Origin of the sequence: Thauera sp. K11 (assembly GCF_002354895.1) — a bacterium.
Classification (GTDB): domain Bacteria; phylum Pseudomonadota; class Gammaproteobacteria; order Burkholderiales; family Rhodocyclaceae; genus Thauera; species Thauera sinica.
Genome location: NZ_CP023439.1, coordinates 5,008,267 through 5,027,576 on the forward strand (window position 1 = coordinate 5,008,267; position 19,310 = coordinate 5,027,576).

Consider the following 19,310-nt stretch of genomic DNA (forward strand, 5'->3'; position numbering starts at 1 on the left):
GACATGCCTCAATTCTAGCCGTTTCCCGCCGCCGGGGGCGCCGGGGCGCGTTCAGAGGTTCAGCATCATCTCGTGTTCGGCCGGCAGCGGGGCGAAGCCGCGCTTCTCGTAGTGCTTGAAGATCGCCTCGACGACTTCCGCCGGTTTGTCGATCACCTGCACCAGGTCGAGGTCTTCGGCGTTGATCATGCGCTCGGTCACCAGCCGGTCGCGGATCCAGTCCAGCAGCCCTTTCCAGAACGGGCCATGGACGAGGATGATCGGGATCTGGCGGCTCTTCTTCGTCTGGATCAGCGTCATCGCCTCGAGCAGTTCGTCCAGCGTGCCGAAGCCGCCCGGCATCACCACGTAGGCCGCGGCGAACTTCACGAACATGAACTTGCGCGCGAAGAAGTGCTGGAAGGTCTGCGAGATGTCCTGGTAGGGGTTGGAACCCTGTTCCATCGGCAACTGGATGTTGAGGCCCACCGACGGGCTCTTGCCGAAATAGGCGCCCTTGTTGGCGGCCTCCATGATGCCCGGCCCGCCGCCGGAGATCACCGCGAAGCCGGCATCCGAGAGCTGGCGCGCGATCTGCTCGGTGAGCATGTAGTACATGTGGTCGGCCGGCGTGCGTGCGCTGCCGAAGATGGACACCGCCGGCCGGATGGCGCTGAGCCGTTCGGTCGCCTCGACGAACTCTGCCATAATTCCAAAGATTCGCCAGGATTCGCGCGCATTGAACCGGGGTGCGCTGCCGTCTGCCACGCTGCGGAGGAGTTTTTCTTTCGCGGTCATGTTGTTCTCGGTTTCTTCTCGCGGGCCGCACCCACGTCGATTCGACTCGGGTGCGGCCCGGCTGATTCCCTGCAAGGATCGTTCAGGATGCCCACGCTGCTGCTCGTCGATGGTTCCAGCTATCTCTACCGCGCGTTTCACGCGCTGCCGGACCTGCGCAACTCGAAAGGCGAGCCGACCGGGGCGATCAGGGGGGTGCTGTCGATGCTACGTCGGCTGGAAAGCGACTACAAGGCAGAATTCCGCGCCTGCGTCTTCGATGCCAAGGGCAAGACCTTCCGCGACGACCTCTATCCGGAATACAAGTCGCACCGCCCGCCCATGCCCGACGACCTGCGCGTGCAGATCGAACCGCTGCACGAGGCGGTGCAGGCCGAAGGCTGGCCGCTGCTGTCGGTCGACGGCGTGGAGGCCGACGACGTCATCGGCACGCTCACCCGCCAGGCGCTGGAGCGCGGCTGGGAGGTGGTGATTTCGACCGGCGACAAGGACCTCACCCAGCTCGTGCGCCCCGGCGTGAAGTGGGTGAACACGATGAGCGAGGAAGTGCTGGACGAGGCCGGCGTGGAAGCCAAGTTCGGCGTGCCGCCGGCGCGTATCGTCGATTACCTGGCGCTGGTCGGCGACGCGGTGGACAACGTGCCCGGCGTCGAGAAGTGCGGGCCCAAGACCGCGGTGAAGTGGCTCGCCGAATGGGGCACCCTCGACAATCTCGTCGCCAACGCCGGCAAGGTCGGCGGCAAGGTCGGCGAGAACCTGCGCAAGCATCTGGATTTCCTGCCGCTCGGCCGCACGCTGGTGACGGTGGCCACCGACGTCGAACTGCCGGTGGCGCTCGACGACCTCCCCGCGCGCGACGACGACAAGGCGGCGCTGCGCGCGCTGTACGAGCGCTTCGAGTTCCGCACCTGGCTGAAGGACCTCGACGGCGAGGCCGGCGCCAGCACCGGTGCCGCCAGCGTGGCGGCATCGAAGGCCGCCACCGAGGCGCGCCGCTTTGCGTCGCAGGAGGCGGCCGACGACGACCCGCCCGCCCAGCCCGGTGCGCACCGTGCCGGCTACGCCGCGATCCTCGACTGGCCCGCGTTCGACGCCTGGCTGGCCAGGATCCAGGCCGCCGAACTCACCGCCTTCGACACCGAAACCACCAGCCTGGACCCGATGGTGGCGCGCCTGGTCGGCATGTCCTTCGCGGTGGAGCCGGGCGAGGCGGCCTACCTGCCGCTGGCGCACCACGGCGCGGACGTGCCGGCGCAGTTGCCGCTGGACGAAGTGCTGCACAAGCTGCGTCCCTGGCTGGAATCGGACAGGCACGCCAAGGTCGGCCAGAACCTGAAATACGACGCCCACGTGCTCGCCAACCACGGCCTGCGGCTGGGCGGCATCGCGCACGATACGATGCTGCAGTCCTACGTGCTGGAAAGCGACAGGGCGCACGACATGGACACGCTCGCCAGGCGCCACCTGGGCCTGACGACGATTCCCTACACCGACGTGTGCGGCAAGGGTGCCAAGCAGATCGGCTTCGACGAAGTCGCGATCGACCGCGCCACCGAATATTCGGCGGAAGATGCCGACGTCACGCTGCGCCTGCACCGCAAGCTGTGGCCGCAGATCGAAGCCGAACCCGCGCTCGCCGCGCTGTACCGAGACATCGAGCTGCCCACGCTGTCGGTGCTGTTCGAGATGGAACGCACCGGCGTGCTGATCGACCCCTTCCTGCTCGCCGGCCACAGCGAAGAACTCGGCCGCCGCCTGCTCGAACTCGAGCGCGAGGCGCACCAGCTCGCCGGCCAGCCTTTCAACCTCGGCTCGCCCAAGCAGCTCGGCGAGGTGCTGTTCGGCGTGCTGGGCCTGCCGGTGGTCAAGAAAACCGCCACCGGCCAGCCCTCCACCGACGAGGAAGTGCTGGAAAAACTCGCCGAGGACTACCCGCTGCCCAAGCTGCTGCTCGAGCACCGCAGCCTGTCCAAGCTCAAGAGCACCTACGCCGACAAGCTGCCGCGCATGGTCAATCCGCGCACCGGGCGGGTGCATACCAGCTTCTCGCAGGCCACCGCGGTCACCGGCCGGCTGGCCAGCTCCGACCCCAACCTGCAGAACATTCCCATCCGCACGCCGGAAGGCCGCCGCATCCGCGCCGCCTTCATCGCGCCGCGCGACCATCTCATCGTATCGGCCGACTACTCGCAGATCGAACTCCGCATCATGGCCCACCTGTCGGGCGACGCCCGCCTGCTGGACGCCTTCGCCCACGGCGAGGACGTGCACCGCGCCACCGCCAGCGAGGTGTTCGGCGTACCGCAGGAGGAAGTGAGCAGCGAACAGCGCCGCTACGCCAAGGTCATCAACTTCGGCCTCATCTACGGCATGAGCGCCCACGGCCTCGCCCGCAACCTCGGCATCGACCGCGCCGCCGCGCAGGGCTGGATCGACCGCTACTTCGCCCGCTACCCCGGCGTCGCCACCTACATGGACCGCACCCGCGCCGAAGCGCGCGAGCAGGGCTACGTCGAAACCGTCTTCGGCCGCCGCCTCTACCTGCCCGACATCCGCGCCCAGCAGGCCGGCCGCCGCCAGGCCGCCGAACGCGCGGCGATCAACGCGCCGATGCAGGGCACGGCGGCGGACCTCATCAAGCGGGCGATGATCGCGGTGAGCGACTGGCTGCACCGCGGGGGGGTGGAATCGAGGCTGATCCTGCAGGTGCATGACGAACTCGTGCTGGAAGTGCCGCAGGGGGAACTGGAACTGATTCGCGGCGCACTGCCCGGGCTGATGGCGGGGGTGGCGAAGCTTGCCGTGCCGCTGGTGGTGGAAGTGGGGGCGGGGGCGAACTGGGATGAGGCGCACTGAGCCCGATTGCAGCCTGGATCGCAACGCCGGCTTCCGGCCATCGGCGAAGGAAACGAGGGCAGGTCATCGACGCATTCGCCGGGCGCGAGGATGGCCGTGGCATGGCCCGTTCGACCGCATCCCTGCTGGCGTCCTTCGGGCGGAAGGCGACTCGCGAAGCCTGCCGGACGATGCGGAGGTCTCCCGCGCGGACCCGGCGCTCGATCCGGCCGATCGGATCGGTGGCGACGTCGTGCGAGGGAAGAGCCCACGGTCCCGACGCCATCGCCATGATCTGCCGCCATGCCGCCGGGCTTTTCCAATATCCTGTAACTATTAGGATGGCGGCACGGGCGCGAGGTGTGAAAAAATCTTTTTTCTTTATTCTTCAGAGGCATAAATGGCGATACAGAATCAAGCAGCGACGCCGGCCGCCAGTGGCGAAGACGAAATCGACCTGATCACGCTCTGGAACGTTCTCGTCCGCCGCAGGCGCTGGATTCTTGCCTGTCTTGTCCTCTGCCTCGCGGCGGCCGGGGCCTACCTGCTCGTCAAGACGCCGGTGTACGAAGCATCGGTGAAGGTACGCATCGGGCAGGTTGCATCTGCCGGCCCGTTCGAAGCACCCGAACTCATCTCATCACGCCTCTTGTCCGAATACGGCGAAGACGTCGCTGACGGCGTCAAGCGTCCGCGGCCCTTCCTCAAACGGGCATCGGCCCCCAAAGGGCTCGCCACGGTGGTCGAACTGGTGACGGAGGGCGATGCCCCCGCGGATGCCGTGGCGCTGCTCGAGAAGATCTCGAATGACGTGCAGGCGGCGCATCAGCAGAATTACGCCCTCAACGTCAAATACCTCACCGAGCGTATCGAGCACCTCGACATCCAGCGCAAGACACTGACGCAGCAACTGGCCGACGCAACGGCCCTGATGGAGCAAGTGAAGCAGCGCGACCCGGTGCAGGCATCCTTGATCATGCTGGAGCGCGGCCGGCTGGCGATCGCCATCAATGCGCTGGATGCCGAGCGCCCGGCCCTCGCGCAAAGGCTCTCGCCGCCGCAAACGCAGGCGACGGAATTGCTCGGCAGCATTGCAGCCCCGGCCAAGCCTGCCGCACCCAAGAAGTCGTTCATTCTTGCCCTGGCCGTCGTGCTTGGGCTGATGGGGGGGACGATACTGGCCTTCGCGGTGGAATTCGTCGCCAACGCGCGCAGCAGTACCGGCGGTAGCAAGGAAACCATGCCTGCATGAGCCGGCCTGTGCGACGTTATGACTTTCGATATATATTCGTTGCAATGATGCTATGCGATAATGGTATGTTAATTTTTTGTTAGGTTCGTCATCCGAGCATCCGTCTCTGGATTAGCGCGGGGCGTCTCCGCTGATCGCGGCGGCGCCGGTACGCGGCCGGACTACGAACCCTATCGCCAAATACACGATCCGCGCCGATGAACAAGCATATCGCCTCCATTCCAGAGCCCGCCCCAGTCCGTGACGACGCTGAGGAGATCCACCTGAGCGATCTTGTCCCTGTTCTTTGGCAACGCCGCAGGATGATCTGCTGCCTTGCCGGCCTCGGCGCTTTGCTGGGCCTGGGTATAAGCCTGGCATCCACGCGCTATGTGTCGGAAGGCATCTTCATGGCCCACGTGCCCATCGGAGCCTACAAGCGCTATGAAAGTGTCCTGCTCAGCGGTCCGCGGCTCGCCCAATTCGTGCAAAGGAACGGCACGGAAAACGATGCCGCGTCCGCCCGGATTCTGAAACTGATCGACAGCGACGCCGCGCTCAGAAAGGCACTCCGGCTCGAGTTCGGTTTTACCGACAGGGATGCCAAGACCTTTGGCGTACAGGCCGGCAAGGTCAGCGATACGGTCGACGTCCGTCTGCGGTATGAGAGCCCGGAACCCATCGGTGGGGCGCCGCTCGCGCTGCTGGCAGAATTCGTGCGCGATACCGTCATCCGCGTCGATATGGAAGAGACCATTCTGCGGCAATGCAACGACTACCGCATCCGTGAGCAGACCCTGCGTAACGAGCAACTCCAGAATGGATTCGACATCGGGCAGCAGGAAGAGCGCGCCGCAACGCTACGCACGCTGACGACGCGCAACCCCGATACCCAGGGCCAGAATGCCCGCCAGATCGTGGCGGTGGACAAAGGGACGGAACGCTTCCTGTCCCCGCAGGCGCAACTCACCGCGGTCGAAATCCAGATCGCCGACATGCGCCTCGACGACGCCCGCCGCGAGCGCGAACGGGTGGCCAGTGCGCTCAAGCGCGACTACTACTGCGAGGCCCAGCAGGCCCTGCAAGGCAATCGCGATGGACGTGCCTTCCTCGCCGAACTCGGCAACATCCAGAAGACGGTGTTCGAAGGCAAGGACCGAAGTGCCAATGTCGTCGAGCAGACCTGGAACGAACTCGACCTGCAGCGCGGGAGCTGGGCCAACGACTACCTGGTCCGCATGCGATTCATCGCATCGCCCGACAGGACGGAAAATCGAGAACGCAAGCCGGGTACTACGACCGGTGCCGTCCTGGGGCTGATCGTTGGCGGCATGCTTGGCGTTTTCATGGCCCTTGCTCTGGGTTGGTGGACAGCCCATCGACGTGCCATCGTGGCAATCGGAAAAGTATAGACATGCGTAAGTCCCGCCGAACTCTCGCCATGAAGTGGCAATGCGGCGAGGTTGCGACTTGATACGTGCCAATGCTGCCTGCTTATTGGTCCGCACATGCTTGGATTCGAGGATCTGCCAACCAATGTCTGGTGATCATTCACCTGGAAGCATAGAGATGGAAAATGTAATCTGATGAAGCTGAAATCGGCTGCGCATTTTCTGTCCTCTACCCTGGTCAAGATTGTTGCCGGGCTCGTTGTAATCAAGGTCGTAGCATGGAAACTGGGTCCTGAAGGCTTCGGCCTTCTCAGTCAGGTCATGACTGTCGTGGCTATTACGGCAATGCTTGCAGGGGCAGGGGTCACGAATGGCCTCATCAAAGTCCTTGCCGGTGCCCCGGCGAATACAGTCGAAGGAAAGGCTTGGGTTTCGACTGCCTTTACGGTGACAACCCTGGCCTCGGCGATAATTGCCCTGTTGTTGATAATATTTTCGGAAATGTTGGCGAATCGCTTGCTCCAAGGGCATCTTTCTTCGGTGTTTCTTGGACTTGCCTTGGCCCAGTCGGTAGTTGCCTATGGGAACCTGGTGCAAGCAGAGGCGAGTAGTCGCGGTGATAGTGCGTTTTATGCAAAGACCAATATCCTGGGAACTGTTCTTGGCGCAGGCATCATCGCAGCGGCTGTTCATATGTCGGGCTTTGAGGGGGCCGCGTATGGAGTGATGCTGATGCCTGCGTTGCCCGGGCTGCTTGGATTCTGTTATGCCCTCAAAAAAAACAGTGAATTCTTCCGGCATCTGGGATGGTCGGTGGATAAATCGCGGATTCGCCATCTTCTTTCTTTTTCCATTGTAACGCTGATTGGTGCGACGTCCATTCCGATTGCCCACCTGATCATCCGGGATGTCGTCGGCAGACAGTCCGGATGGGACCAAGTAGGGCTGTGGCAGGGAGCAGTAAAAATATCGGATGTCTATATGCAGTTCGTCGGCGTCGTTCTGGTCAACTATGCCCTGCCGAGATGCGCAGCAGCAACCAATCTCGATCGGGCGGTGGTCGAACTCAAGACGACGCTGCTCTGGCTGTTGCTGGCCATCAGCGCAGGACTACTACTGCTCTACCTGATACGGAACATTGTCATAGAGTTGGTGTTCTCCAAGGATTTCCTGCCGATGTCCGATTTTTTTGCTGCGCAGTTCATCGGAGACATATTTCGGACTGTTGCTGCATCGATTTCCTTCATGTTCATGGCTCGTGGAATCATCCGGGTTTCGATGATGTTCGAGCTTTTACAAGGCGTATTCCTCGTAGTGGCGTTCATGCTGCTGGCAAACGTCGCAGGCAGGCTTGCGCCGGTTTACGCGCATGTGATGACATACGGGGTGTTGGCGATCATGATGTCTCTGGGATTGATGGCCTGGGTCAAGAGGAATCAGCGATGAAAGTGCTGATGCTGTGCACGCGATTTTCGCTGGAGGAAAGCGACCCCTGGCTTACGAATGAGCTGGCTGAATCGCTTCAGGAGTCCGGCCACCAAGTCACCGTTGTGTGTCTCGATTGGTCCGCCAAAGAAGGCACCAGCGTCAGGCTTTCGACCTTGGCGGGTGTCCGCGTGATTTCCCTGTCTCCAGTACTCATTCGAACACCGGTCGCTTTCGTTTCAAAATTGTTGAAGTGGACGCTCTCATCTGTCTCTGCCTATCGGTCGATCCGCAGATTTGCTCATGATGAAGAGTTCGACCTCGTGATTGGTTTCTCTCCGGCAGTAACAATGGCGTTGCCACTCTTGGCGATGACACGCAGGCCAAAGACGAAGTCATTCCTGGTTCAATGGGATTTTTTCCCTCATCACCATCGTCAAATCGGGCTGTTATCATCGCGCGTGGCGTTTGCCGTAGCCAGGACGGCGGAGACGCTGCTCATGCGTAGATTCGATGCAATTGGATGCATGTCGCCGGCCAACGTTGAGTATCTGCGCGCTCATTACCGCCTCCGTGATGGCCAGGAGGTTTGTGTACTACCAATTTGGGCCAAGGGAGCCCCGTTCCCCGAAGCGGATCGTGATGTTACGCGCCGTAGGTATGATCTGCCGCAGTCAGCGCCGATCGTCGTATTTGGGGGGCAGCTCAGCCAAGGACGAGGGCTGGAAGATCTGCTCTCTACTGCGGCCATTGCCGAAGAGTGTCAATCCAGTCTCGCATTCCTCGTCATCGGAAGTGGCCCGTTGGAATCTCTCGTAAAAGCGTATGTTGACGAAGGGCATAGAAATCTGATCTGGATCCCGAGAGTCCCCCGATCTGAATATCTCGAAATCATAAGAGCCTGTGATCTCTCCCTTGTCTGCACGGTCAGGGATGTGGATGTGCCAAGCTTCCCCTCAAAAACCCTCGACTATCTGAGGGTAGGGCTTCCGATCGTCGCATCAGTCGAAAAGACTACGGACTACGGCGACTTCCTCGTTTCTCAAGGAGTCGGTATCAGTGTCGAGGCAGGGCGGCCGCGAGAGCTTCTTGAGGCAATCGGATGCCTGGCCGCCGACCAGGAAAAATTGCGGGCGATGGGAAAACGGGGGCCGGCTTGCTTCGCGGATAATTTCGAAGTTGGCCGCGTTTCTATGAAGCTGCTCGAAATGGCGGGGTGCGCCATGAAGGTGGTTTGAACTCCAATGAGCACTTTCTTCAGTAAAATTAGATATCTGCCTGTCGCGCTCGGCGCGACGTATCTGGCGACGACTATTCTGCTCTTCTTTGCAGGCCCTTTCGATTGGCCGATCAGGAACGCGGATGTATTGACAATGTTCTTGTCGGCTTGTGTTGCCGGCATCGTTCTTGGGTTTCTCATCGGTTCGTATGTTGGGGTTCCACGCCAGCATTTTGCTGGGTGGCGGATGTTTTTCCGCTTTGGTGCCGTGGCTAGCGTAATTCTACTATTCCCGTCGACGTGGGTTTATACGGGTAAATGGCCGTGGGAAATCGTGAGCGTGCTTGGCGACCAGGGCGAGGCATACAGGGAAATGCTTGCTGCGCTTGAGGCGAATGAATCGGGGATTCGCCCTTATGTGGCTGTCGTCAGGGCCGTTTTGGCGCCTTTCGTATTTTGCGTTATTCCTTTCGGGATACTGAGATGGCGCGAGCTTCGACGAGCGGACGTGGCTCTGCTGGTTTTGCACATCATCGCCATATTGATATTTTCCCTGATGAGAGGAACGGATCGAGAGACGGGTGATCTGCTGATTATTGTTGGCGCGACATTCATGGTGGTAATGGGGCGTTTAGGTATCAAACGAGGAAGGTTTCCGTTCTCAGCCTCGAAATTTGTTGTCGCGTCGGTGGCGTTTGGGCTGTTCTTGTGCGCTACGTTTTTTCTGTTTGTGGATCGAAAAGAGTCGCGCATGGGGGGAAGCGATGCCTTTTGCGTTGCGGAGGGGGTTGTCTGTTCGGTTCGCGATGCCAATGAAGATCCCCTCCGCGCAAGGGCTACGTTTGGGCTGGAAATGATGACAGCTTATGCGTCGCAGGGGTACTATGGCCTGTCGCTTGCGCTCGAAGAGAACTTTACGTCGACATATGGACTGGGGCACTCAGCATTTCTCATGAGTTTTTTCTCGAGCAATGTAGACGAATCGCTGTATCAACGCAGTTATGTGGCTAAGTTGAGGGCGGTTGGATGGGATGACAAGTCGAATTGGTCCACTCTTTTTTCATGGATTGCGAGTGACATAGGTTTTCCGATTGTTCCAGTAGTAATGGTAGTGTTTGGCGCCGTGTGGGCCATTGCGTGGAAAAGCGCTGTTCAATGTACAAGCGACATAGGGGCATTGATTTTTCTTTATTCGTGCCTGCTGGTTTTTTATATTCCGGCAAATAATCAATTGACTCAAACGGTTGATTCGTATTTTTCCGCCTTGTTTTGGTTCTTCCTCTGGGTGATGAAAGGATATCCAAGAGCCGCTTGTGCTGCTGGATTTCGTCGTTAGGAATTGAACGAGAAAGTTATGTTTAGAGAAAACGTACTCTTGATTACCGGTGGTACTGGTTCTTTTGGAAACGCGGTGTTGAGGCGCTTCCTCGCCTCCGATATAGGCGAGATCCGCATCTTCAGCCGCGACGAGAAGAAGCAGGACGATATGCGCAAGCGCTACAATAGCGACAAGTTGAAATTTTACATCGGCGATGTGCGCGACCAACGCAGCGTGGGGCAGGCGATGCGGGGTGTGGACTTCGTGTTTCACGCTGCGGCGCTCAAGCAGGTGCCTTCCTGCGAGTTCCATCCGATGCAGGCAGTGCGTACGAATGTACTGGGGACCGAAAACGTATTGGAGGCGGCGATTGCAGCAGGAGTGAAGCGTGTGGTGTGCCTTTCCACCGACAAGGCGGTTTATCCGATCAACGCCATGGGTATCAGCAAGGCGATGATGGAAAAGGTGATGGTGGCGGCCAGCCGCAACCTGGAAGGCACTGGGACGGTGATCTGCGGTACGCGCTACGGCAACGTGATGGCTTCGCGCGGGTCGGTGATTCCCTTGTTCGTCGATCAGGTCTTTTCAGGCAAGCCGATCACGATCACCGATCCGACCATGACACGCTTCATGATGACGCTGGCCGATGCCGTGGATCTGGTGCTGTATGCCTTCGAGCATGGCAACAATGGCGACATCTTCGTGCAGAAGGCGCCGGCCGCCACGGTCGAAACATTGGCGAAGGCGATCCTGGCGCTGATGGGCAAGCCGGATCACCCGGTCTCGGTGATGGGTACGCGTCATGGCGAAAAGCTCTATGAGGCGCTGCTGAGCCGCGAGGAGATGGCCTGCGCCGAAGACATGGGCGACTACTACCGTGTGCCGCCGGATGGCCGCGACCTGAACTACGCAAAATTCGTGGAGCAGGGTGAGACGAGGCTGACGCAGACGACCCATGGCGAAGACTACAACTCCCACAACACGACGAGGCTGGACGTCGATGGCATGGCCAGACTGCTGTTGAAGCTCGACTTCATGCAGCGCATCGCACGTGGCGAGCACGCGGCGGCAGAGGAGTGATTCGATGAAGGTACTGATCACCGGCGCCAATGGTTTCGTTGGCAGGAATCTTCAACTGCACCTGTCCGAGCGTAAAGACGTGGAGGTTGTGTGTTTCACTCGCGAACACGCGGTAGACGCGCTGCCTGATCTGCTGCGCGGCGTGGACTTCGTTTTTCACCTTGCGGGCGTGAATCGCCCAAAGGACCCCGCCGAGTTCGTGACGGGTAATGCAGACCTGACCTTGGCGTTGTGCAAGGCGGTGGGCGGGATGGCGGAGAAGACGGGCAACAGGGTACCGATCGTCTATACGTCGTCTATCCAGGCGGCGTACGCCAATCCATATGGTGCAAGCAAGCGGGAGGCTGAAGCGGCACTGAGTTCGCTGGCCGACACCCACGGGATACCGATACATGTTTTCCGGCTGCCGAATGTATTCGGCAAGTGGTGCCGGCCCAATTACAATTCGGCGGTGGCGACCTTCTGCCACAACATCGCGCGCGGGCTGCCGATCCATATCAATGACCCGGCCGCCGCGGTGACGCTGGTATATGTGGATGACGTAGTCGAGCGTTTCATCCAGCTCATGGACGGCGCCGATGCGGCTCCGGATGCCGAAGGCTTTGCCGCCGTGACGCCGCAGTACACCACGACGGTGGGTGAGATGGCGCAGTTGATCGAAACCTTCCGCGACAGCCGCTGCACGTTGATGACCGAGCGGGTGGGCACCGGATTCGTACGTGCGCTGTACGCCACCTACGTGAGCTACCTGCCGGTCGAATCCTTCACGTACACCGTACCGCAGCACGGCGACCCGCGCGGCGTGTTCGTCGAGATGCTGAAGACGCCCGACTGCGGGCAGTTTTCGTTCTTCACCGCACACCCTGGCATTACCCGCGGCGGTCACTACCATCACACCAAGACCGAGAAATTCCTGGTCATCAAGGGCCAGGCCCGTTTCAAGTTCCGCCATATGCAGACGGGCGAAACGCACGAGCTTGTGACGAGCGGCGACAAAGCCGAGATCGTCGAGACCGTACCCGGCTGGACGCACGACATCACCAACATCGGCAGCGATGAAATGGTGGTAATGCTGTGGGCGAACGAAGTGTTCGACCGCGCACGCCCCGACACTTTCGCCTGTCCCCTGTAAAAAAGCACATTCGTCCCGAGAGTCATGAAAAAGCTGAAAGTCATGTCGGTGGTCGGCACCCGGCCCGAGATCATCCGCCTGTCGCGCGTGCTGGCCGCGCTGGACGAGCATTGCGACCACGTGTTGGTGCATACCGGGCAGAACTACGACTACGAATTGAACCAGGTCTTTTTCGACGACCTTGGTGTGCGCAAGCCCGACTATTTCCTGAACAGTGCGGAAGGCAGCACGGGGGCTGCGCACACGATCGGCAACCTGATCATCGCGGTCGACCGCGTGCTGGGCGAAGTCCAGCCCGAGGCGATGCTCGTACTGGGCGACACCAACAGTTGCCTGTCGGTGATCCCGGCCAAGCGGCGCAAGGTGCCGATCTTCCACATGGAAGCGGGCAACCGCTGCTTTGATCAGCGTGTGCCGGAAGAGACCAACCGCCGGATCGTCGACCACACGGCCGACATCAATCTGACCTACAGCACGATTGCGCGCGACTACCTGCTGCGCGAAGGGCTGCCGCCCGACCAGGTGATCAAGACCGGTAGCCCGATGTTCGAGGTGTTGACGCATTACCGCTCCCGCATCGAGGCATCCGACGCGCTGCAGCGGCTATCGCTGGCGACGGGGCGCTATTTCGTGGTGAGCGCGCATCGCGAGGAGAACATCGAGTCGGAGAAATCCTTCGCCAAGCTGGTGGCCGTGCTCAACGCGGTGGCTGAAGATCATGGCCTGCCGGTGATCGTATCGACGCATCCGCGTACGCAAAAGCGTGTGGATGCGACGGGAGCGCACTTCCATCCCCAGGTGCGTCTGCTGAAACCGCTTGGCTTTCACGACTACGTGAAGCTGCAACTCTCTGCAAAGGCGGTGCTTTCGGACAGCGGCACGATCAACGAAGAGTCGTCGATCCTGAACTTTCCTGCGTTGAATCTGCGCGAGGCGCACGAGCGGCCGGAAGGCATGGAAGAGGCCGCCGTCATGATGGTAGGGCTGGAGGTGGATCGGGTGCGCCAGGGGCTGGCGATTCTGGAGACACAACCGCGCGGCGAAATCCGTGCCCTGCGCCTGGTGGCCGATTACAGCATGCCGAACGTCTCGGACAAGGTGGTGCGTATCATTCACAGCTATACCGACTACGTGAAGCGCGTGGTGTGGAAACAGTATTGAAGAAGATGAGCATCCGCGTCTTGCTGATGACCCAATGGTTCGATCCCGAGCCGACCTTCAAGGGCTTGGTCTTTGCGCGCGAACTCGTCAGGCAGGGTTTTGAGGTGGAGGTGTTGACCGGCTTCCCGAATTATCCGGGCGGGAAAGTCTATGACGGCTACAGGATCAGGTTGCTTCAGCGCGAGACGATCGACGGCGTGCGGATCACGCGTGTTCCACTTTTTCCGAGCCATGATCAGAGCAAGCTCGGGCGGATTCTCAATTACGCCAGCTTCGCCGCCACTTCTTTGTTATACGGCTTGTTTGGAGCCAGACGCCCGGACGTCGTGTATGCATATCATCCTCCGCTGAGTGTCGGAGTGAGCGCGGCTTTCCTGAGACTGTTGAGGAAGGTGCCGGTCGTGTATGACATACAGGATATGTGGCCGGATACGCTGCGTGCTACGGGCATGTTCTCGAACGAAAAGGCGCTGTCGTTCGTGGCGAAGGTCTGTGACTGGGTTTATCGGAGAATGGATCGTTTGACCGTTCTTTCACCGGGTTTCAAACGATTGTTGATCGAAAGGGGCGTTCCGGAAGGGAAGATCGACGTCATTTACAACTGGTGCGCCGAGGATAATCTGACCACGCCGACCGGCAGCCTGCCAGCCGGGTTCCCGGGAAAGGATCGGTTTTGCGTCCTGTTCGCTGGCAACATGGGCAAGGCACAGGCACTGGCCGCCGTGCTGGATGCCGCCAAACTCGTGAAGGAGCGAGATCCTCGCCTGTGTTTCGTTTTTCTGGGCGGAGGCATTGAAGTGGAGAGATTGAAGCAACTCGCCGCCGAGAGTGCATTGGACAATGTGGTCTTCCTGCCGCAGGTGCCGATGGCCCAGGTCGGCGTATTGCTGTCGGCGGCGGATGCGCTGCTTGTCCATCTGAAGCAGGATCCGCTGTTTCGGATCACGATTCCATCGAAGACTCAAGCATACATGGCGGTGGGCAAGCCGATCCTGATGGCGGTCGATGGGGACGCGGCGGATCTCGTCAGGGAAAGTGGCGGGGGCTGTATCGCGCGGTCCGAAGATCCTGTTTCGATCGCCGAAGCTGCATTGTCGCTGATGCATATGAGCGAGGAAGAGAGGGCGGGAATGGCTGCCTGCAACAGGCGCTTCTATCGGGAAAAATTGTCGTTGGCGGTCGGTGTGGCACGCTTTGGCGCGCTCTTCCGGCAACTCGCGGCAAAGGCATCGAGTTGACCCGGGATGCTTAAACGTCCATTCGATATCGTTGGTGCTGCGGCGGGGCTGTTGTTTCTATCTCCAGTCGTCCTTTTCGTTGCGTGGCAGATCCACCGCAGGCTTGGCTCCCCCGTGCTTTTCCGGCAGACCCGTCCCGGTTTTCATGGCAAGCCCTTCCAGATGATCAAGTTCCGCACCATGCGCGATGCGGTCGACATCGACGGGAACCCCCTGCCCGATGCCGAGCGGATGACGCCTTTCGGCAGTTTCCTGCGCTCTTCCAGCCTGGATGAACTGCCAGAATTGTGGAATGTGCTCAAGGGCGACATGAGCCTCGTCGGCCCGCGTCCGTTGTTGATGGAGTACCTGCCACTCTACTCGGCGGAGCAGTACCGTCGCCATGATGTTCGCCCCGGCGTAACGGGCTGGGCGCAAGTGAACGGCCGCAATGCATTGAGCTGGGAAGAGAAATTCCGCCTGGATGTATGGTATGTGGATAACCGGTCGTTTTGGCTGGATCTGAAGATCCTGTTCCTGACGGTGAGGAGAGTGCTCGTGAGGGACGGAATCAGCGCGGCAGGGGAGGTGACGATGCCTCGCTTCACAGGGTCGCCCAAGGAGGACGGACGTTGAGCGGTTCGTTGTATGCCGTTTATGGAGCCAGTGGTTGCGGCCGCGGGATCATGCCTTTGGCACGGAATCAGTTGCGCAAGATCGGCGTGGAAGCTGATCGGCTGGTTTTCATCGACGACGGCGCCGGTCCCGACAGGGTAAATGGGCATCGGGTCGTGACCTATGCTGATTTCTTTGCGCTGCCGGCGTGCGAGCGGCATGTGGTGCTGGCGATCGCAGACGGCGCGGTGCGCGAGCGGCTCGCGGCGCGTTGCACGGCGGATGGCATCCGTCCCTGGACGGTGGCGGCCGAGAACGTGGTGGTGATGGACGATGTGCACGTAGGCGAGGGAGCCGCATTGAGTCCGTTCGTCACTCTCACTTCGAATATCCGCATTGGAAGATATTTTCACGCCAACCTATACAGCTATGTCGAACATGACTGCGTGATTGGCGAATTCGTGACCTTTGCTCCTGGCGTGAAGTGCAATGGCAACATCGTGATCGAGGATCATGCCTACATAGGCGCCGGTGCGGTCATCAAGCAGGGACGTCCCGGGCAGCCGCTGGTGATCGGCCGTGGCGCGGTGGTCGGCATGGGGGCGGTGGTGACCAGGAATGTGCCGGCGGGAGCGACCGTGGTTGGGAACCCGGCCCGGGTTCGTGAGAAGATCTGACCGCCGCGCGCGGCCGTCGCTTCGAACGCCATGAAAATGCGATCATGACATCCGGCACTCCCTCCATGACGACGTCCGTTTTCCGGGGACGCCGCCATATGGCAGACGCAACCCTGAAGCGGGCCGGGCTCCCGAAGCATTCTTGAACTCGATTCATTGATAGGTTTCTCGTGCTCAATACTCCGTTTTCTCCTTGGCCTTCTTTCACAAGAGAAGAGGCCGATGCCGCCCGGGACGTCATTCTTTCCAGCCGCGTCAATTACTGGACTGGCCAGCACTGCCGCGATTTCGAGAAGGAATTCGCCACCTGGGCCGGGACGGCGCATGCCGTCGCCCTGGCCAACGGCACCGTGGCGCTGGACGTCGCCTTGAAGGCGCTGGGAGTCAGGCCGGGCGATGAGGTGGTGGTCACGCCGCGCACCTTTCTTGCGTCGGTTTCCACCATCGTCAATGCAGGAGCAGTACCGGTCTTCGCCGATGTCGACCGCGATTCGCAGAACATTACCGCCGAGACGATCCGGGCGGTGTTGACGCCGCGGACGAAAGCGGTGATCTGTGTGCATCTGGCAGGCTGGCCCTGCGACATGGATCCGATCATGGCGCTGGCCCGGGAAGCGGGCCTGAAGGTGATCGAGGACTGTGCCCAGGCGCATGGCGCCCGCTACAAGGGGAGGTCGGTAGGTTCCATCGGACATGTCGGTGCGTGGTCTTTCTGCCAGGACAAGATCATGACCACCGGCGGCGAAGGCGGCATGGTGACCACCGATGATCGCGGCCTGTGGTCGAAGATGTGGTCGTTCAAGGACCATGGCAAGAGTTGGGAGGCGGTTTACGAGCGCGAACATCCGCCGGGCTTTCGCTGGGTGCATGAGAGCTTCGGCACCAACTGGCGGATGATGGAGGTGCAGGCCGCGATCGGCCGCATCCAGTTGACGCGTATGCCGGCATGGCACGACGAACGCATTCGCAACGCCCGCGCCATCTGGGACGCAGCGCGCGCCTTGCCGGGCCTGCGAGTACCGGAGATTCCGCCTGATGTCGAGCATGCCGCCTACAAATGCTACGTGTTCGTCGAACCGGCGGCCTTGAAGCCGGATTGGAATCGCGACCGGATTCTGCGGGAAATCAACGCCGTGGGTGTGCCCTGCTATTCGGGTTCATGTTCGGAGGTATATCTGGAGAAAGCCTTCGACGGTACCGGCTGGCGGCCGGAGGCCGGCCTGCCCGTGGCGCGCGAACTGGGTGAAACGAGTCTGATGTTCCTGGTGCATCCCGGCCTCAAGGATGAGGAAATCAGGCTCACTTGCGAAGTGCTTGCCCGGGTCATGAACTCGGCTGCGTGTTGAGGCAGTTTCTGCATTTTCGACATGACCAACACGACACGTACCGCACTGGTTTTCCTGTTCGATCTGATTGCGACTGCCGTAGCCTGGGTCGGCGGTTTCCTGATCCGCTTCAACTTCACCTGGCCTCCCGGCTACAGCGACAAGATGCTCTTCGGCCTGGGCATCCTGCTCGTGATCCAGGTGTTCGCGTGTCGCTGGGCCGGCCTGTATCGCGGCATGTGGATCTTTGCCAGCCTGCCCGATCTGAAGCGCGTGCTGCAGGCGGTCGCTGTCTCGTCGTTCGGGCTCGTCGTGCTGGTGGCACTGGATCGGACGGAGGGGCCTGCCATTCCGCGGTCGATGATCGTTCTTTATCCGATGCTCCTGCTGGTGGTCATGGGCGGCGGCCGCGCGGCCTGGCGGATGTGGAAGGAACACCGCATGTACGGCGGGTTGGTCGCCGCGGGCAAGCCGGTCGTGGTGGTCGGCGCCGGCACGGGCGGCGCGATGCTGGTGCGCGAACTGGAGCGAAGCGCCGATTGGCGTGTGGTGGCCCTGGTCGATGATGATCCCGCCAAGTGGCGCCTGGAGTTGCTCGGCCATCCTGTGGTCGGGGCCATCGACCTGCTGCCCCAGGTTCTGGGGGACTACAAGGCGCATCACGTGATCCTGGCGATGCCGTCTGCAGCCAGCGATGCACTGAAGCGCGCGGCCGACCTTGCCGTACGGGCCGGGGCGCACGTGTTCACCGTCCCCGGCCTCGAAGACCTGATGAGCGGCAAGGTGGCCGTCAACGCGATGCGTCCGGTGGACATCGAAGACCTGCTCGGCCGCGACCCCGTGAAGATCGACTCCGTCCACGTGCAGTGGATGATCACCCGCAAGACGGTGCTGATCACCGGCGCCGGCGGTTCGATCGGCAGCGAGCTGTGCCGCCAGGTCGCGCGCTTCGCGCCGCTGCGGCTGGTGTTGCTGGAGGCGAGCGAGTTTGCGCTGTACAGGATCGAGCAGTGGTTCCGGGTACATCGGGTCGATGTGGAGATCGTGCCGCTGGCCGGCGATGTGAAGGACGCCGCCCGGCTCGACGAGATCTTCGCCGACTGGAAGCCGCAACTCGTCTTCCACGCCGCCGCCTACAAGCACGTGCCGCTGATGGAGGTCGGCAACGCATGGCAGGCGGTGCGCAACAACGTGCTGGGCACGCTGCAGGTGGCCGTGCATGCGCAGCGCCACGGTGCCGAGCGTTTCGTGCTGATTTCGACCGACAAGGCGGTGAACCCGACCAACGTCATGGGCGCCACCAAGCGCCTCGCGGAGATGGTGTGCGAGGCGCTGCAGACTGCAGGCCAGGGCGGCACACAGATGGAGATGGTGCGCTTCGGCAACGTGCTGGGCAGCACCGGCAGCGTGATTCCGAAGTTCGCCGAGCAGATCGCGCGCGGCGGGCCGGTGACGGTGACGCATCCGGAGATCAACCGCTACTTCATGTCCATCCCCGAGGCGGCGCAACTGGTGCTGCAGGCGGCGGCGATGGGGCAGGGCGGGGAGATCTTCGTGCTCGACATGGGCGAGCCGGTGAAGATCGTCGACCTGGCGCGCAACATGATCCGGTTGTCGGGCTACACCGAGGACGATATCCGCATCGAATTCACCGGCCTGCGTCCGGGCGAGAAGCTGTACGAGGAACTGCTCGCCGATGCCGAGGAAACGCGCGAGACGCCGCATCCCAAGCTGCGCATCGCGCGCTCGCGGCCGGTGGCGGATTGCTTTCTGGACGAACTCATGCAGTGGCTGTCGCAGCCCGGTCCGGTGGATGACGAGACGGTGCGCACCGGCCTGAAGCGCTGGGTGCCGGAGTACGAGCCGGCGCGGCATTGAGAGGCAAAAGTTGTACAATGATTCTGTAC

Annotated in this window: 15 protein-coding genes; 14 read left to right on the top strand and 1 reads right to left on the bottom strand. The window is 61.2% G+C overall.

Annotation, left to right across the window (positions count from 1 at the left end):
* Positions 1-51: 51 nt before the first annotated feature.
* Positions 52-777 carry an LOG family protein gene (locus CCZ27_RS21880; protein ID WP_096451782.1) on the bottom strand — a complete coding sequence of 242 codons (726 nt, stop codon included), beginning with the start codon at positions 775-777 and terminating at the stop codon, positions 52-54.
* 87 nt (positions 778-864) lie between these two features.
* Here CCZ27_RS21880 and polA point away from each other — a divergent pair, with 87 nt between their 5' ends.
* From polA to CCZ27_RS21950, 14 genes are all read left to right on the top strand, one after another.
* Positions 865-3,633 (top strand): DNA polymerase I, encoded by a 2,769-nt coding sequence (gene polA / locus CCZ27_RS21885; RefSeq protein ID WP_096451784.1) that lies wholly within the window; start codon positions 865-867, stop codon positions 3,631-3,633.
* 379 nt (positions 3,634-4,012) lie between these two features.
* The gene (locus CCZ27_RS21890) at positions 4,013-4,864 is read left to right on the top strand and encodes a Wzz/FepE/Etk N-terminal domain-containing protein (protein ID WP_096451786.1); all 852 of its coding nucleotides are present in this window, start codon (positions 4,013-4,015) and stop codon (positions 4,862-4,864) included.
* Between the two features lie 197 nt (positions 4,865-5,061).
* Positions 5,062-6,255 carry a lipopolysaccharide biosynthesis protein gene (locus tag CCZ27_RS21895; RefSeq protein WP_096451788.1) on the top strand — a complete coding sequence of 398 codons (1,194 nt, stop codon included), beginning with the start codon at positions 5,062-5,064 and terminating at the stop codon, positions 6,253-6,255.
* A gap of 174 nt (positions 6,256-6,429) precedes the next feature.
* Positions 6,430-7,680 (top strand): O-antigen translocase, encoded by a 1,251-nt coding sequence (locus tag CCZ27_RS21900; RefSeq protein ID WP_198363222.1) that lies wholly within the window; start codon positions 6,430-6,432, stop codon positions 7,678-7,680.
* A complete protein-coding gene (locus CCZ27_RS21905; protein ID WP_096451792.1) occupies positions 7,677-8,897 on the top strand; it encodes a glycosyltransferase family 4 protein in 1,221 nt (406 codons plus the stop codon). Before CCZ27_RS21900 ends, CCZ27_RS21905 begins: the two co-directional genes overlap by 4 nt.
* A 6-nt stretch (positions 8,898-8,903) precedes the next feature.
* Positions 8,904-10,214, top strand: a complete 1,311-nt coding sequence (locus tag CCZ27_RS21910) for a hypothetical protein (RefSeq protein WP_096451794.1) — start codon at positions 8,904-8,906, stop codon at positions 10,212-10,214.
* Between the two features lie 18 nt (positions 10,215-10,232).
* On the top strand, positions 10,233-11,276 hold the full coding sequence (locus CCZ27_RS21915; protein WP_096451796.1) for a polysaccharide biosynthesis protein: 1,044 nt from the start codon (positions 10,233-10,235) through the stop codon (positions 11,274-11,276).
* Positions 11,277-11,280: 4 nt separating this feature from the next.
* Positions 11,281-12,408, top strand: a complete 1,128-nt coding sequence (wbjC, locus tag CCZ27_RS21920; protein WP_096451798.1) for a UDP-2-acetamido-2,6-beta-L-arabino-hexul-4-ose reductase — start codon at positions 11,281-11,283, stop codon at positions 12,406-12,408.
* A 42-nt stretch (positions 12,409-12,450) separates the two neighbouring features.
* Positions 12,451-13,569 (top strand): UDP-N-acetyl glucosamine 2-epimerase, encoded by a 1,119-nt coding sequence (locus CCZ27_RS21925; protein WP_232516494.1) that lies wholly within the window; start codon positions 12,451-12,453, stop codon positions 13,567-13,569.
* A 5-nt stretch (positions 13,570-13,574) separates the two neighbouring features.
* On the top strand, positions 13,575-14,807 hold the full coding sequence (locus CCZ27_RS21930) for a glycosyltransferase family 4 protein (RefSeq protein WP_096451802.1): 1,233 nt from the start codon (positions 13,575-13,577) through the stop codon (positions 14,805-14,807).
* A gap of 6 nt (positions 14,808-14,813) precedes the next feature.
* Positions 14,814-15,422, top strand: a complete 609-nt coding sequence (locus CCZ27_RS21935) for a sugar transferase (RefSeq protein WP_096451804.1) — start codon at positions 14,814-14,816, stop codon at positions 15,420-15,422.
* Complete coding sequence (locus tag CCZ27_RS21940) at positions 15,419-16,078, top strand: NeuD/PglB/VioB family sugar acetyltransferase (RefSeq protein WP_096451806.1); 660 nt, start codon at positions 15,419-15,421, stop codon at positions 16,076-16,078. The genes CCZ27_RS21935 and CCZ27_RS21940 overlap by 4 nt, the downstream gene beginning before the upstream one ends.
* Before the next feature lie 170 nt (positions 16,079-16,248).
* Entirely contained in the window at positions 16,249-17,424 is a 1,176-nt protein-coding gene (locus tag CCZ27_RS21945; protein ID WP_096451808.1) for a DegT/DnrJ/EryC1/StrS family aminotransferase, read from the top strand.
* Positions 17,425-17,445: 21 nt separating this feature from the next.
* Positions 17,446-19,281: a polysaccharide biosynthesis protein gene (locus tag CCZ27_RS21950; protein ID WP_096451810.1), complete on the top strand. Its 1,836-nt coding sequence runs from the start codon at positions 17,446-17,448 to the stop codon at positions 19,279-19,281.
* Positions 19,282-19,310 lie beyond the last annotated feature (29 nt).

Excerpts from the sequence above, each read along its gene's own strand:
- CCZ27_RS21880 (WP_096451782.1), bottom strand. The coding sequence starts at position 777 with ATGACCGCGAAAGAAAAACTCCTCCGCAGCGTGGCAGACGGCAGCGCA.
- polA (WP_096451784.1), top strand. The coding sequence starts at position 865 with ATGCCCACGCTGCTGCTCGTCGATGGTTCCAGCTATCTCTACCGCGCG.
- CCZ27_RS21890 (WP_096451786.1), top strand. The coding sequence starts at position 4,013 with ATGGCGATACAGAATCAAGCAGCGACGCCGGCCGCCAGTGGCGAAGAC.
- CCZ27_RS21895 (WP_096451788.1), top strand. The coding sequence starts at position 5,062 with ATGAACAAGCATATCGCCTCCATTCCAGAGCCCGCCCCAGTCCGTGAC.
- CCZ27_RS21900 (WP_198363222.1), top strand. The coding sequence starts at position 6,430 with ATGAAGCTGAAATCGGCTGCGCATTTTCTGTCCTCTACCCTGGTCAAG.
- CCZ27_RS21905 (WP_096451792.1), top strand. The coding sequence starts at position 7,677 with ATGAAAGTGCTGATGCTGTGCACGCGATTTTCGCTGGAGGAAAGCGAC.
- CCZ27_RS21910 (WP_096451794.1), top strand. The coding sequence starts at position 8,904 with ATGAGCACTTTCTTCAGTAAAATTAGATATCTGCCTGTCGCGCTCGGC.
- CCZ27_RS21915 (WP_096451796.1), top strand. The coding sequence starts at position 10,233 with ATGTTTAGAGAAAACGTACTCTTGATTACCGGTGGTACTGGTTCTTTT.
- wbjC (WP_096451798.1), top strand. The coding sequence starts at position 11,281 with ATGAAGGTACTGATCACCGGCGCCAATGGTTTCGTTGGCAGGAATCTT.
- CCZ27_RS21925 (WP_232516494.1), top strand. The coding sequence starts at position 12,451 with ATGTCGGTGGTCGGCACCCGGCCCGAGATCATCCGCCTGTCGCGCGTG.
- CCZ27_RS21930 (WP_096451802.1), top strand. The coding sequence starts at position 13,575 with ATGAGCATCCGCGTCTTGCTGATGACCCAATGGTTCGATCCCGAGCCG.
- CCZ27_RS21935 (WP_096451804.1), top strand. The coding sequence starts at position 14,814 with ATGCTTAAACGTCCATTCGATATCGTTGGTGCTGCGGCGGGGCTGTTG.
- CCZ27_RS21950 (WP_096451810.1), top strand. The coding sequence starts at position 17,446 with ATGACCAACACGACACGTACCGCACTGGTTTTCCTGTTCGATCTGATT.